Annotated in this window: 14 protein-coding genes and 2 tRNA genes; 7 read left to right on the forward strand and 9 right to left on the reverse strand. The window is 58.8% G+C overall.

What is annotated here, in order from left to right; all coding sequences use genetic code 11:
• Nucleotides 1-75 precede the first annotated feature (75 nt).
• Entirely contained in the window at nt 76-1,185 is a 1,110-nt protein-coding gene (locus tag AC05K6_RS04170) for a LacI family DNA-binding transcriptional regulator (RefSeq protein ID WP_476727855.1), read from the forward strand.
• On the opposite strand, the gene otsB is transcribed toward AC05K6_RS04170, so the two are convergent.
• The 5 genes from otsB to thrE all read right to left on the reverse strand — a co-directional run bounded on the left by otsB (nt 1,150) and on the right by thrE (nt 6,037).
• Nucleotides 1,150-1,995: a trehalose-phosphatase gene (otsB, locus tag AC05K6_RS04175; RefSeq protein ID WP_476727856.1), complete on the reverse strand. Its 846-nt coding sequence runs from the start codon at nt 1,993-1,995 to the stop codon at nt 1,150-1,152. The two genes, AC05K6_RS04170 and otsB, sit on opposite strands and share 36 nt — an antisense overlap.
• Nucleotides 1,996-1,999: 4 nt before the next feature.
• Nucleotides 2,000-2,488 (reverse strand): META domain-containing protein, encoded by a 489-nt coding sequence (locus AC05K6_RS04180; protein ID WP_476727857.1) that lies wholly within the window; start codon nt 2,486-2,488, stop codon nt 2,000-2,002.
• Nucleotides 2,488-3,954, reverse strand: coding sequence for an alpha,alpha-trehalose-phosphate synthase (UDP-forming) (locus AC05K6_RS04185; RefSeq protein ID WP_476727858.1), 1,467 nt, complete (start codon nt 3,952-3,954; stop codon nt 2,488-2,490). Before AC05K6_RS04185 ends, AC05K6_RS04180 begins: the two co-directional genes overlap by 1 nt.
• A 43-nt stretch (nt 3,955-3,997) precedes the next feature.
• Entirely contained in the window at nt 3,998-4,372 is a 375-nt protein-coding gene (locus AC05K6_RS04190) for a hypothetical protein (protein WP_293791099.1), read from the reverse strand.
• Nucleotides 4,373-4,441: 69 nt separating this feature from the next.
• Entirely contained in the window at nt 4,442-6,037 is a 1,596-nt protein-coding gene (thrE, locus tag AC05K6_RS04195) for a threonine/serine exporter ThrE (RefSeq protein WP_476727859.1), read from the reverse strand.
• Nucleotides 6,038-6,217: 180 nt separating this feature from the next.
• On the opposite strand from thrE, the gene AC05K6_RS04200 reads away from it, so the two are divergent.
• The 3 genes from AC05K6_RS04200 to AC05K6_RS04210 all read left to right on the forward strand — a co-directional run bounded on the left by AC05K6_RS04200 (nt 6,218) and on the right by AC05K6_RS04210 (nt 7,161).
• A tRNA-Thr gene (locus AC05K6_RS04200) sits at nt 6,218-6,290 on the forward strand.
• A 46-nt stretch (nt 6,291-6,336) separates the two neighbouring features.
• Nucleotides 6,337-6,410: transfer RNA gene (locus tag AC05K6_RS04205), tRNA-Gly, on the forward strand.
• Nucleotides 6,411-6,432: 22 nt separating this feature from the next.
• Nucleotides 6,433-7,161, forward strand: coding sequence for a hypothetical protein (locus tag AC05K6_RS04210; RefSeq protein ID WP_476727860.1), 729 nt, complete (start codon nt 6,433-6,435; stop codon nt 7,159-7,161).
• Nucleotides 7,162-7,206: 45 nt separating this feature from the next.
• On the opposite strand, the gene AC05K6_RS04215 is transcribed toward AC05K6_RS04210, so the two are convergent.
• Nucleotides 7,207-7,716, reverse strand: a complete 510-nt coding sequence (locus AC05K6_RS04215) for a GNAT family N-acetyltransferase (RefSeq protein ID WP_293791102.1) — start codon at nt 7,714-7,716, stop codon at nt 7,207-7,209.
• A gap of 99 nt (nt 7,717-7,815) precedes the next feature.
• Nucleotides 7,816-8,499, reverse strand: a complete 684-nt coding sequence (locus tag AC05K6_RS04220) for a L,D-transpeptidase (RefSeq protein ID WP_293791103.1) — start codon at nt 8,497-8,499, stop codon at nt 7,816-7,818.
• Nucleotides 8,500-8,658: 159 nt separating this feature from the next.
• Between AC05K6_RS04220 and AC05K6_RS04225 the strand changes: the two genes are divergently transcribed.
• Together AC05K6_RS04225 and AC05K6_RS04230 are read left to right on the forward strand one after the other, a co-directional pair.
• Entirely contained in the window at nt 8,659-9,366 is a 708-nt protein-coding gene (locus tag AC05K6_RS04225) for a response regulator transcription factor (RefSeq protein WP_448307094.1), read from the forward strand.
• A 22-nt stretch (nt 9,367-9,388) separates the two neighbouring features.
• A complete protein-coding gene (locus AC05K6_RS04230; RefSeq protein ID WP_476727861.1) occupies nt 9,389-11,017 on the forward strand; it encodes a sensor histidine kinase in 1,629 nt (542 codons plus the stop codon).
• Nucleotides 11,018-11,038: 21 nt separating this feature from the next.
• On the opposite strand, the gene AC05K6_RS04235 is transcribed toward AC05K6_RS04230, so the two are convergent.
• Entirely contained in the window at nt 11,039-12,286 is a 1,248-nt protein-coding gene (locus tag AC05K6_RS04235; RefSeq protein ID WP_476727862.1) for an esterase/lipase family protein, read from the reverse strand.
• 72 nt (nt 12,287-12,358) lie between these two features.
• The gene (locus AC05K6_RS04240) at nt 12,359-12,796 is read right to left on the reverse strand and encodes an HIT family protein (protein ID WP_293791107.1); all 438 of its coding nucleotides are present in this window, start codon (nt 12,794-12,796) and stop codon (nt 12,359-12,361) included.
• A 65-nt stretch (nt 12,797-12,861) separates the two neighbouring features.
• Here AC05K6_RS04240 and purD point away from each other — a divergent pair, with 65 nt between their 5' ends.
• Complete coding sequence (gene purD / locus AC05K6_RS04245) at nt 12,862-14,118, forward strand: phosphoribosylamine--glycine ligase (protein ID WP_476727863.1); 1,257 nt, start codon at nt 12,862-12,864, stop codon at nt 14,116-14,118.
• Nucleotides 14,119-14,154: the final 36 nt, after the last annotated feature.

Genomic DNA, 14,154 nt, shown 5'->3' on the forward strand with positions numbered 1-14,154 from the left:
CAGGGCACCAAAGTAGGCACGGGGAAGTGGGCGTCAACCCCCGAACAAGAAGGCCCGGGGACTACCCTTAGAAGAATGAGCAGAGCAGTACGGCGCGGCACCCTGGCCTCCATCGCGGCAGAACTGGGCGTTTCGCGCACCACCGTCTCGAATGCCTACAACCGCCCGGATCAGCTCTCTCCCGAGCTCCGCGACAAGATTCTGCACGTAGCGGCGAAGGTTGGCTACCCGGGGCCAGACCCGATGGCGCGCTCGTTACGCACGCGACGCGCAGGCGCGATCGGAGTGCTGCTGACCGAGGAACTTCCCTATGCCTTCGAAGATCAGGCATCGCTAGAGTTCGTCTCCGGTGTATCGGTGAGCTGCGGAGCAATGGATGCCTCCATGCTATTGATCCCCGCGGGCGTGGACGATAACCCCAGCGCTGATCGGCCTGCGCAGCTGGTAAACCAGGCCAGCGTGGATGGCTTCATTGTCTACTCCGTGGCTGATGACGACCCTTATTTAGCCGCCGTACGCAACCGTGGACTACCGACCGTGGTGTGTGATCAGCCCGCCGGCGCGGGCGACCCCTTCGTGGGAATTGACGACCGCGAGGCCATCAAGCCCGCCATTCGCACTCTTGTGGAGGCCGGGCATACCCGCATCGGCGTGCTATGTATCCGTTTGGATCGCGTGCCAAACAACGGACCGGTCCCCACCGAACGCATTGAGGGGGCGCACATGCATGTGCAGCGCTCTCGCCTGCTTGGCATTCTGGACGTGCTCCGCGAGGCGGGGATCTCCGAGCCACCTATCGTCGAGCGGCATATCAACAACCCCCAGACTGCCTACGAAGCTGCCAAGGAGCTGCTCGCAGCCAACCCAGAGCTCACTGCGGTGGCGTGCACCACGGACTCACAAGCCCTCGGAGTGCTGCGCTACGCAGAAAAGCAGCGCATCGACGTACCCAGCCAGCTTTCCGTGACGGGGTTTGACGGTATTCCTGAAGCTATTGACGCCCACATCACCACCGTCCGCCAACCCAGTAAAGATAAGGGATTGGAGAGCGGAAATATGCTTGCCGGACTCATCGAAAAGAGGCTGAACAACACATCGGCCAAGGCCAGCCGCAGAGTGGAAACGCCGACCGTGCTGCTGGAAACGGAGCTAATCCTCGGAACGTCCGTGGCGCCGCCGCATTAGTTCCTCGAGGAAATCCCGGACGTCCTCCGGGGTGTCCAGGCGGTGAGTGGCGGAGGTTTCACCGCCGCCGACGCGAATGCCCACATCCGCAGGCGGGGTGGACTCTGCCGAGGACTGAGCGGTGGCGGAAGTGTAGCTCAGCGTGGAAAGCACAGTCTCATCCGTCGTGTCATCCCCGGCAAAAAGCACCCGCAGGTTGCGGCCATTTCGGGCCGTGTAGGCGCCGCGGAAGCCCTCGATATACGAGCCCTTGGTGGTCTTGTCTACCGCGACTTCCAGAATGTCTTTACCCCACGTCACCTGGGAAAGATCGCTGGTGGCCGCGAAGTCCGCCAGCCGTTGGTTGAGCCGCCCGGCCAGCTCTTTATCCGGCACCAGTCGGGTATGTAAGCCAACTGCCAGAGGCTTGACCTCCACCCAGGCTCCTTCATGCTCAGTGGCGATCACTTCTGCATGGTCACGCAGCTCTCCCAGCCAAGTCGTCTGCTCTTCACTCAAAGGCGTAGCCCCGCCGTCGGCAGGCTCCGCGCCATGGCTGCCCACAAGGTGTACCGGACCTTCCACTGGCAGCATCGTTGCGGCCGTCAGCAACTCCAGATTGCGCCCAGAAATCACCATTGCCTCGGTATGCGGAAGCTGCGCCAGCCCCACTAGTGCCTCCATCGCGCCGGGGACAGCGTGCACTCCCTCGGGCTCGTCCGAGAAGTGAGCCAGGGTGCCGTCGAAATCCATCGCTACCAGTAGGTCTGGGGTGGCGGCGAGCTCGGAGATGTCGGCGTCAGAAAGTAAAGGTAGAAACGATCCATCCATGGCACTAGCCGTCCTTCGGGCCGCTGAGGAACTCGACCGCAGGAATAGACTCCCAATCCTGCTTGTCCTCTGGGGCGGGCTGCTTGAGTTTGAGGGAGTTCTCGGAGGGGCGGGTGTAGGTGAGATCCTGGTCGTTGAGGACTGCCTTTAGGCGGTCGGCCGTATCCTCATCGCCGGGGAGACACTGGGCTCCGTCGATGGGGGAAGAGGAGAACTCGCTAATCCGCATGCCACCTTCCTTCCACTCCACGTGACCGGAAAGGTGCACGCAGCCGCTCGCACCGGTCAGCGAATCCTCACCGAAAACCAGGAAGCTGCGGCCTTGCTGGGCATCCGGCAGCAGGCCCCCACGCGCATCCGTATCGTAGATAGCCGAGACCTGCCATTGGGAGTTGCCCAGCGGTGCCTCCGAATCGGAGCAGGCGGCAAGGCCGGTCAGTCCGGTTGCGCTGAGCCCTAAAACCAAGAGGGCGGTGGTGCGACTCCTGCGCATCACTCCACCTCCCGCAGCTGCTGCAGGAATGCATCGGCCCAGCGGTTGACATCGTGCTCCTGTAGGTGAGACCACATTTCGCGCATCCGGCGGATTTTATCCTTCGGCTCATCCTCGATGGCCCGTTGTAGTGCGTCTGCGATGGACTCAATGTCATGCGGATTACACAGGTAGGCCTGCACCAACTGCGTGGCCGCGCCTGCGAACTCCGAGAGCACCAGCGCCCCCGAACCATCCGAGTGGCAGGCTACGTATTCCTTGGCCACCAGATTCATGCCATCCTTTAGCGGAGTAATGAGCATGACATCCGCGGCGGAGTACAGTGCGACGATCTGTTCGAAGGGCAAACCGGAGTGCATGTAGTGGATCAGGGAACGCCCCAGGCTGCCGTGGTTGCCATTGATGCGGGAGACAATGGCCTCGACCTGCTGGCGAGTGCGCTGATAATCGTCTAGTCGCTCGCGAGACGGGGTGGCGACCTGCACCATCGCTATATCCTCCGGCGCCAAACACCCAGAATCCAGTAGGAACTCTATGGCCTCCAGTCGGTGCTGGATGCCTTTGGTGTAGTCCAATCGATCCACGCCCGCGATCAGCACCTTCGGGTTACCCAGGCGGGCACGTAGATCACTGGCTTGTGCCAACACATCGGGCTGGTTGGCTTGGGCATTTACCTTGGCGGTGTCGATGGAGATCGGGAAAACTCCCACCTTCACCACACGCCCTGTGTCCAGAGTGACACTGCCCACCACCTGTGCCTCTTCGGGCAAGCGAGCCCCGCGCAGGAAATTAGCAGACTCAGAATCATCCACGATCTGCACCGAGTAATTCATCGCCCGCAGCGCCACCATAAAGTTCCGGGCGGAATCCTGCGTGTGGAACCCCACCACGTCCGCGCCCAGGGTGCCCTCTAGCACCTGGCGGCGCCATGGCAGCTGGCGGAACAACTCTGGGGCGGGGAAGGGGATATGCAGGAAAAAGCCGATGCAGACATCGTCGCGCATCTCGCGCAGCTGGCCGGGAACTAGGTGCAGTTGGTAGTCCTGCACCCACACCGTTGCATTCTTTGCGGCCTTATCCGCCGCAGCCTGGGCAAATCTTTGATTCACCTGCTGATAGCGCTCCCACCAGTCTTTATCGTAGGTGGGGTGCACGATCAGGTCGTGATATAGGGGCCACAGGGTGGCGTTGGAAAAGCCCTCGTAAAACTGGGAAAAATCATCCGCGTCGAGGTTCACGGGAATCATATGGATCCCAGCTTCCTCTGGCGACGGCATGTCCTCTAAGCGAACCTCATCGGTTGCTCCTGGCCAGCCGATCCACGCCCCACGGTTGGCTTCCAGAACCGGCTTGAGAGCGGTGACCAGCCCGCCCGGTGAGGGCACCCATGTGACCTCACCGGTGGAGTCGTTGACGTTGCGATCGACGGGAAGGCGATTAGCAACAACCAAAAAATCGGATTGCATGGCGGTCACTCCGTATCAGCAAGAGGCGTTAACAAACGGCGACCTACTCGCTGGCCTTGGTTGCCTTCTTCGCCGTTTTCTTGGTGGACTTCTTAGCCGCCTTCTTGGCGGTCTTCTTCGTTGACTTCTTTGCCGCGGCCTTTTTCGTCGACTTCTTCGCAGTCTTCTTCGCCGACTTCTTGGTGGTCTTGCGGGTGGACTTCTTGGCCTCCTGCTCCGCTTCTTCCAGTTCAGCGACCACGCGGCGGTGGATTAGCCCCTCCGGCTCCACGCCCAGCATGCACATCAAGGTCGCTGCATCGAGGAAGTCCTCGGAGTAGGTCGCAACGATGCGCTGCGCAGCCTGAGCCGTTTCTGCTTCCACCGCATGCAGGGATTCATTGTTAGCGGAACGGTTGTCGGTGACCTTCGGAGGCACGAGCCTGACCCCATTTCTACACAGTCGACGTACGGAACTTAAGTCTCAACTTTAAATATTTTACGCGATTTACTGATCGCTCGTTCCTGTCGGGTGGTCTTGTTGTTTCTCGAGTTCGCCTTCTGACGCCCGCATTTCACTATCCAACTGCCACATACTCTTTGACGTGCTCCTTCGGCGCCGGCGCCAGTGCAGCGGCTGGCGGACGCGTCCGTCTGTGCCCATCCGTGGCTTCTGCTGGGGTGCTCGGCGCGAACCCACGTTGGGGCGTCGGAACTGCTGGTAGCGATGTAGGATCCGTGGGCGGCGAATACGGCGGGCGATCCATTCGCCGAGCACCACGCCAGCAGCCAGTGCAGTGGCGGTAGTCAGCGCGAAACCGAGGTTAGACATACCGACTACGAATTGGTCGTTGAGCACCGAACTCATGCCACGGTACAAAGCCAAACCGGGTAGGAAAGGCGTGATGCCAGCGGCCGCGGTGATCTGCGGAGGAATCATATAGCGACGGGAGAGCAGACCACCGGCCAGGCCGACAACCAGCGCGGCCAGGGCAATGCCGAAGGTACCGGGCCAATCCAATAAAGTCGTCACGCTGAACAGGGCGAGTGAAGCGATCAACGCAGTCAGACTTGCGACTACCGTGGCGCGGCGCTCACAGAAGCACGCACTGCAGAAGAATCCCGTGGCGACAGCACCGGAGATGATCTGAATTGTCACAGACCCCAGCACGCCCGATGTATGCGTCGTGTCCAGCGGCGGCAGGGTAATGCCCATAATGGCCATCATCTGAATACCAGCTGCAATGCCAGTGATGATGCCGCCGGTTTGAAGCAACGTTTCGTAGAAGCGGGCGGCCGATGTGACCGGGGCACCAGTGATTCCGTCCTGTAGCGCCTGAACCAGCGTCAAACCTGCGAGTAGCGCAACGATCGAGGAACCGATGATCAATGAAGGTGGCAAGTAGAAATCGATTCGATCCGCAATCGAGTAGGTGACGGCTGCGGGAATTACGGCGGCGAAACCACCCAACACGTTTTGGAAGAACAACGGCAAGGACTTCGAAGCCAACCAGGCATTCGCAAACATCGTGAAGATCGTTGTGATACCTGCGACGATGGCCACGGCCCAACCACCGCCGAGCAGCAACGCGACGGCAGCCGCGAACCCGCCCCAGCTGGCCAGTGCATAACGGTTCCTATACGGCAGCAGGGAAGTCTCAATGTCGAAGAGAATCTTCTGTGCCATTTCCAACGGGGTGGCTCCCGCAACGATCGAGCGGATTAGGCGATCGACCTCTGTGATACGGGAGAAATCTGTAGACAGCTGCCGCACAACGCGAAACATGTTTGTCGGGGGAGTGTTCTCGTTGAAACGCGAGTAGATGTAGATCGTGTTCAACGTGATGTCGACGTGGGTGTTGTTCAGGCCGTAGGCGCTCATGATGCTTCGGATCTGCGCCTTCGCATCTGAGTTGCTGCTGCCTGCGGTGAGGAGTTGATCGCCGATTCGGGCGGCGAGATCCATTACCGCATGAGTCTTTACCGGGTCGGAAAGATCCACCGGCGCCAGTGGTGACGGTGGCGGAGCTAGGCGGATAGCATCGATGGTCGCTCTGTTGCCAGAAAAAAGCAGGTCAGAGCTCTTCTTTAACGCCCTCGACATGAAACTAGACACCCTCATACCGTACATGGGGGCGAAAGAGTTTTCACAGGCGCACATTTGCCCAGCTCAACGGTGAAATGCCGGGACCGTTTTAATGTTCTCGCGGATCGCTTGCTAGGCTGGGAAAGTCCATCATCTGCAAGGGGCGATGTTTCTTGCGGACTTCGAAGATGGATTGTTGCTGGAGTGGCGCAATCGGTAGCGCAACGGTCTTGTAAACCGTAGGTTGCGAGTTCAAGTCTCGTCTCCAGCTCATCTGGATCCGGTGTGGCCTGAAGCGCCACTCCGTTGCCAGAAACGCCGGCGTAGTTTAGTGGTAGAACATCAGCTTCCCAAGCTGAGAGTGCGAGTTCGATTCTCGTCGCCGGCTCCAAATTCAGGGGTAGTCTTTTGTCGTGACTAACGATCAGCGCTCACCCCAAAGAATCGCAGATTTACTGTCTGTAGAGGAAGCTCAAAAGCTAAACCTTTGGCTTCGCAATGAGCTGATATCTGGAGCATCAAGTCTCGCCCAGCTTGCAAACGATCTTGTTACTCCCCAAGTAGAACTGTACGTCCCTGACGATTGGGAGCAGCGATTAAAGCAACTGCCAGTCCGGGAAGAAGGCGTTCATGGGAAAGAAAAGACGACACTTTTTGACTTCGCCAATGACTACCTGGCTGATATAGCTCAGCAGTTGAATGCTGAAATGGAAGCGTGGGCTAGCGCGACTACCGATTTTGACCGACTGTACTGTTCCATCCTGGAAATGCGAGCCAAAGGGGTAGAAGTCTTGGTTTTCGATGACTGGGGATCGAGCGAAAGTGATGGCGATGAGTTCGGCGAAGCGCTGATCCCCTTCGAAATAGCAGACGGGATTGATTTTCAGGAAGTAAGCATCGATTTCTATGTCCGGTCGATGACGGAGCAGGTGACAGAGGCTGCGCAAGTCGTTATCGATTCGCTGAAGTGCAACGGTTTGCATCCCGTATGGGATAGCACTGTAAAGGGGCTCACTACGGGGCCTATTTCTGTTCGAATGGTCTGGCAGCCGCACAGCATCTTAGAGGAGGGGTGGGACGACCTCTTTGAAACCCCGGAGGAATACCTAGCCAGCCTTGCTGTGCCACCAAGTGAATACTAATAGCACCGTTGCAGCCCGGGCTTGGAGGCTAACCTGGCACCTTTTCTAGTCGAAGGTGTACAGCATGACATGCGCGTGCTCGGCCTCGTCCACGCCCTTGTCGACATAACCGATCTTCTCGTACACGTGCTTCGCCCGGTCGTTGCCAAACACCACGCAAAGGCTTACTCCCGGCTTGCCGTCTGCCTTTGCTTGGTCAAGTACAGCCTGCATTAGCTTTGTACCCAACCCCTTGCCTGTGTTGCCAGGCGCCATGGCGATTGCTACCTCTGGATATTCCTCGGAGACAAACCCGTAGCCATGATGCTCTTTTGAAGAGTCAAGTAACCATGCAGCGCCGATGGCCTCGCCGTTTTCTTCGACGATGACGCCACCTTGTCCCTCAGTCCAGCCATCCACATAAAAGACAGTGTCCTCGTCGAACGTCTCCGAAAATCCCCGCTCCGGGTCACCCCAGGTATCCGTTTCCTCGTTCATTTTGTGGATGAATGGACGGTCGGCTTCGACCGCTCGACGAAACGTGAACTCAATGGGGGAATCAGCGTGAGAAGTCATATCTCTCAGCGTAGCGAAACAAACCCCCAGGGCGAAGCGTGGTGCTCGCGCTGGGGGTGGGAGTATGCGCCGGCGACGGCCAGGAGCCGGCAGGGGATCTTAGTAAATGTAGATCCGGTCGCCGACGTTCAGAGCGTTGAAGAAGTTCTGAGCGTGAGGGGCGGCCAGGTGGATGCAGCCGTGAGACATCACGTTCGGGGAGCCCTGGTGGAAGGCGTGGCCGTTGTTAGTGAAGTACACGGAGTATGGCATCGGGGCGTTGCCGTAGGTGCGGGAAACCTCGTTCTTCACCTTGCGGGTGATAACGTGCCAGCCCTTCGGGGTCTCGTAGCCACGCTTGCCGGTGGAAACCTTCACCGGGCCGTAGCTGGTCTTGCCGCCACGCTGCAGCCATGCAGTTTGATCGCGCAGGCTTACGCAGCCACGGGCGTTAGCCGGGCACGGGCTCTTGCGCGGAGCCGGGGCGGGGCGGTGCTTCGGGGCAGGAGCCGGACGTGGCGCTGGCTTGTTGGCGCGCTCGCGAGCAGCCAGGGCGCCAGGGGCGAGGAAGTTTGCAGCGTCGTCAGCTGCGCGATTGATCTGGCCACGGACAGGTGCCGGCAGTCCACGGGTTCCGTTGTGGACGTTGTCGCGTGCACCTAGAACGATGTTGTTGATGTCTTGCTGGGAGGAACCGAGGGGAGCAGCGGACGCAGCGCCGGTGCCCAGGGTTGCTGCCATCATGGTTGCAGCACCGACAGCAGCGATGCGGCGGCGGAGAGAGTGAGAGGTAGATTTCGTCATAGGCACAGCTTAATGGGTCTAACTCTCAAAAGGCGTACTGAATGAGGATTTCTTTAGGAATTATGGACTGCAAGAGGTAGCTAAACCTCTACATTGTTCACAGCTGACATCCAGCTATCATGCAGACAGACGCTAATTCTCTGCAGCACAATGAGGTGCATGACCATGCCAAACAATCAGCCGGTGAAGGTACTCGTTGTCGATGACGAGGCCAATATTTCTGATCTCCTCAAAGTGAGCCTGAAGTTTCAAGGTTTCGACGTTGAAACGGCCGACAACGGCCAGGACGCACTGGCGCTGGCGAATACTTACAAGCCGGATGCATTCATTCTGGACGTGATGATGCCCAGCATGGATGGATTTACTCTGCTAAACAAGCTCCGCGAGGCCGGGCACGAAGCTCCGGTGCTTTTCCTTACAGCCAAGGATGGAGTGGAAGATCGTATCCACGGCCTCACAATCGGTGCAGATGATTATGTGACAAAGCCTTTTAGCCTCGAAGAAGTGATTACCCGGCTGCGGGTGATCCTGCGTCGAGTCTCTCCTGACGATGAGCAGGACTCTAGCCTCATTACCTACGAGGACATCACCCTTAATGACGACATGCATGAGGTCACTAAAGCTGGTGAGGTCGTTGATCTTTCCCCGACTGAATTCAAACTCTTGCGCTACCTGATGATCAACGCCGAGGTTGTGCTGAGCAAGTCCAAGATCCTGGATCACGTGTGGAATTACGACTTCGGCGGGGACGGCAATGTTGTCGAATCCTATGTCTCCTACCTGCGTCGCAAGATTGATAAGGAAGAGCCCCACCTGATCCAGACAGTGCGTGGCGTGGGGTATGTGCTTCGTAAGCCGCGGTCTTAGTTTTTAGATTCTGCGCATTTCTATGTCGTCACCTGCAAATTCCTCTGCAAGTTCTGCAGCCAACCCCGCTTCCTCCGCTGCAGCCGTCCCGGTGCGTTCGGGGCATCCGGGGCATTTCCTTTCCCATTACCCGCTACGAATCTCATTGGTCGTGGTCATCGCCGTTTTGGTTGCGATGGGCTTAACGGTTTCTGGCGTATCTGTGACTACCACCCTGCAGCGCTTCCTGATCCAAAGAGTTGACGAGCAGTTGGATCAGGCCACGAATGGTTGGGCTCACAGATCGGGCCTGGTCGACGGCAACAGCGGTACACAGAGCGAACAAAACAACAGCGATACTCAGAATGAACAAGAATCCGATGGGATCTCTGGTTCCTCAAGCGGACACTCCCTCGGCCTCGAAGGCTTCGGCGTGCTTAACCAGCAGCTTCCGAACCCCGTCACCGGAGTAACGCGTCCGCCGAGCGACTTTTATGTCTTGGTAGTTGACGAAAATATTTCCTACGAATACTTCAACTCTCCCGTGACATCTCGCCCCGAAATTCGCGGGCTGGGCAAACCGACCATGCCTGTCACCGTCGGTTCCCGCGAGGATTCCGGTTCTCGTATCAGTTGGCGGGCCACTAGCTTCCGAAACGATGATGGGACGATCACTATCGTTGCATTGCCGCTGGAGGAAGAAGAGCACATTATTTCCCGCCTCGTCCTACTTCAGGTGCTTATCGGCTTGACGGTGATTGCATTCGTCATTCTGGCGTCGATGTATCTGGTTCGTCGCGCGTTGCGCCCGCTGAACGAGGTGGAACTGACGGCGTCAAAAATTTCGAACGGCGACCTCGGGCAGCGCGTTCCGAATTGGCGACCTAACACGGAGGTCGGACGGCTTTCGCAGGCTCTCAATAAAATGCTCGCACAGATTCAAGCGGCATTCGTGGCCATCGGCGCTTCGGAGAAGCAGGCGCGCAAATCTGAGGCATCGATGCGTCGTTTCATCGGCGACGCCTCGCATGAACTGCGCACCCCGCTGACGTCGGTGCGAGGCTACGCGGAGCTGTACCAATCCGGTGCTACTGATGACGCCCACATGGTCATCGACCGTATTTCCGAAGAGGCTGGCCGCATGAGTCTACTGGTCGAGGATCTCCTGGCGCTGGTCCGCATGGACGAGGGACGCCCATTGGACAAAGCGCGGGTGGACATGCTGGAACTGGTACTGGAAACGGCAGAGTCAGCGCGTGCTGGTTTTTCGAACCGCACGGTACATGTGGTCAATGAAACGGGAGAGGTACCTCTGGTTATTGGTGACGTGAACCGGTTGCACCAGGTATTCGGCAATTTGGTTACCAATGCTCTGCGGCATGCCGGAGAGGATGCGGAAGTGACTCTGCGTCTGGATCAACGCGATGGCCGTGTGATCGTAGACGTGGAGGATAACGGGCAAGGCATCCCGGAGGAGGACCTGCCGCACCTATTTGAACGGTTCTACCGACCGGACGTGTCACGCTCCCGTGCTTCGGGTGGTTCGGGCCTGGGGCTGTCGATCGTTAAGGGGCTGGTGGCTGCACATGGTGGAACGGTCTCCGTGGATAGCACAGTAGGCGAGGGCACACGGTTCCGCATCGAACTGCCTGAGGCTCCCGAGGCGGAATAGCGTTCGGGGAGAGTACGGGGGCTAAGCCTCCGTATCGTGTTCTTCTAGGCCGTCGAGTAATGCCAGGTGGACGATGTCCTGCACATCCGGATTAGTTGGTAATTCCTCATGCTTACATTTGGATACGCCGAGATCCTGTAAGAAGTAATTCGTGATGATGGCCTCGCCTGTATCGTTCGAATGGCCGTCTTCGAGGTGAAAATCTTCATGGTCGCTGGGGACCGTGGGCTGGCGGTCACCCAGGAAAGCGTTTTCGTGGGGTACGACGGTCGCGTCGTTCCGCGTGGCGTAGCAGGTGTATCGAATGTAATTGCGGGTCTCAGGGGACGCGGCAAGCGTCTCCATCAATGGCGAACCAATGACCTGTTGCATACCCGCTGCGCCGAAGATCCGCCGAATAGTGGCGGCTGCCACGCGCTGGCTCATGTCGGTTGTGAACATATTGCCGAGCATGCCCATGAGTGTGGTGCCCTGGTGTGGGGCGCCGAGAGTGATGAGGTGGTGGACATAGTCCTCACCACCGAGCTCATTGATCCAATAGCGTGCCAGCAATCCGCCTTGGGAATGCCCCACAATGTCCACGGCCTCCGCCCCTGTGGCGGCCAAAACCTGTTCAATATAGGCGCCGATGTCCTGGGCGGAAGTGGGAATGTCCTGGGTGCCATGCACACCGTAGTCCGGACTGAACACCACGAAGTCGTCCTCGCGTAGGCGCAGAACCAGGTTCTGCCAGACATTCTTCGAACTGATGGTTCCGTGGATAAGGATCACTGGATAAGGGCGATCAATGGTGGGGCGTGCTTGCCAGAGGTCGTCGGCATAGCCGGGGGAGACCTGGCGGGCGCCAAGCGGCGGATCGGGGATGGCACCGCGTAGCTGCGGTAGTTGTGGGCGGCTCATCCGTCCGGGAATATCCCAGAGGAAGCGGCCGGTACTGGAGATACCGCTGGCCATCCCGCTACCGAGACGGCTCAACCAGCTGCGATTGTCCGGCCCCTCACCAATGACATCACCGGCGTTGACAGGATCGTAGTCGTCGTCACCGTCACCGTTGTTGTAACCGTCGTAACTGTCGAAACCGCCGGGGCTGGCGGCGGAACCACCATCCGCAGCTTCTTTCATTTCGGCTTCCACGGCTGCGCCCGCTGGGGGATCGACCTCGGTTAATTCCTCAAGGTCGAGTTCCGGGTCAACTTCCGAGCTAAATTCCGGGCCAACCTTCGGGGGTGCGATGTCGTGAGCGTCGTCGGCTTTGTTGTCGTTTTCCACTGGTTATCCACCGCGATAAATCGTCGAGGGTGCTGGACGTGTAGCTGATATATAGCTAGAGCTGGATTGGGTCTAAGCGGAAGGAACCTTCGCCTCGTCTACTCCCTGGGCAAGCAGCCCCTTGCGGATCTTGTCGGCGGACTCATCCATCTTTTCCGGATCAGTCTCATCCATCCGCATCACATTTTGCAGGCTATAGCCGGACATGTCAGAGGCCGGAAAAATGTGGATATGGGCATGTGGCACCTCGAAACCAGCAATGAGGTAGCCGGCCCGCGGGGCGTCAAAACCATCCACCACGGCCTTGCCCACCAGCTGGGCAACTTCGTTACAGTGCGCCCAGGTAGCCGCGTCCAAATCGGTCCATCGGTCGACCTCTTTAACCGGTACGACCAGCGTGTGGCCATAGGCCGCGGGCTCGATGGTCAAAAACGCTGCTGCTGTTTCGTCGCGGTAAACGATGCGACCGGGGATCTCACCGTTCAGGATTTTCGTGAATACCGTAGCCATGCTGCCGATGTTAGCGCGTTAAACCTTTCTGGTGGTGGGGGTCAGCTTCGCTAGACTGGGGAACCATGCGCATTCTTGTAATCGGCAGCGGTGCCCGCGAGCACGCGCTGGCTTATTCCCTGTCCCAGGATCCATCCGTCGAGCAGGTACACGTGAGCCCAGGTAACGCCGGCATGACAGCAGTAGCCACTGTGCATGCAGAGGGCGATCCGGTAGAGCTGGCTCGGGAGATCGAGGCAGACCTTGTGGTGATCGGCCCTGAGATTCCCCTAGTAGCCGGTGTAGCCGATGAGCTACGCGCCGCGGGATTCGCAGTGTTCGGCCCGTCGGCTGCGGCGGCAAAGATCGAGGGTTCAAAGGCCTTCGCGAAAGACATCATGGCCAAGGCGCAGGTCCGTACGGCTGAGGCCGTCGCTGTCCCCGTCGGGGCCAGCGATTCTTTTATTGACGCCACCCTCGACAAATTCGGCCCCACTTATGTCGTCAAGGACGATGGACTGGCTGGCGGTAAGGGCGTCGTAGTCACGGGCGACCGGGCGGAGGCCTTGGAACACATCCATGCCGTACATGCTGGTGGCAACCCCGTGCTGTTGGAAAGCTACTTGGATGGCCCCGAGGTTTCCTTGTTCTGCCTCGTCGATGGTGAGACAGTCGTTCCGTTGCTGCCAGCCCAGGACCACAAGCGCGTGGGAAATAACGACGAAGGGCCGAATACCGGCGGCATGGGCGCATACACCCCGCTGCCATGGCTGCCCGAAGACGGTGTGCAACGCATTGTGACAGAGGTAGTCGACCCCGTAGCTAAACAAATGGTTGCTGAGGGCGTGCCCTTCAACGGCCTGCTGTACGCAGGTCTGGCCTGGGGTAGTGAAGGACCCGCTGTGGTGGAATTCAACTGCCGCTTTGGCGATCCGGAGACCCAGGCGGTGCTGCGCCTGTTGAAGACCCCGCTGGGCGAGGTGCTGAACGCAGTGGCTACGGGCACCTTGGATCAACTGCCACCGTTGGAGTGGGAGGAAGGCTACGCCCTGACCGTGGTACTGGCCGCAGAGAACTATCCGGCCAGCCCCGTCACAGGCCAGCCGATCACTGGTGCAGAGCCAGGCAGCGAATCCCGCGGAGTATTGGCTGCAGGTGTAGCGGAAAAGGACGGTCAGTTGGTCAGTGCAGGCGGCCGCGTGCTGAACGTCATCGCCACCGGCGCCACGCTCGCAGAAGCGCGTGAGCACGCATATGACACGCTTAAGGGGATCCAATTGGAAGGCTCGCACTACCGCACGGATATCGCCCTTCCGGCAGTTGAGGGTCGCATTTCCGTTTAAGCACGAGTGATTCTCTTACGTTTTCACTGCGTCGGA

The organism is Corynebacterium sp. TUM25020, from assembly GCF_056388495.1.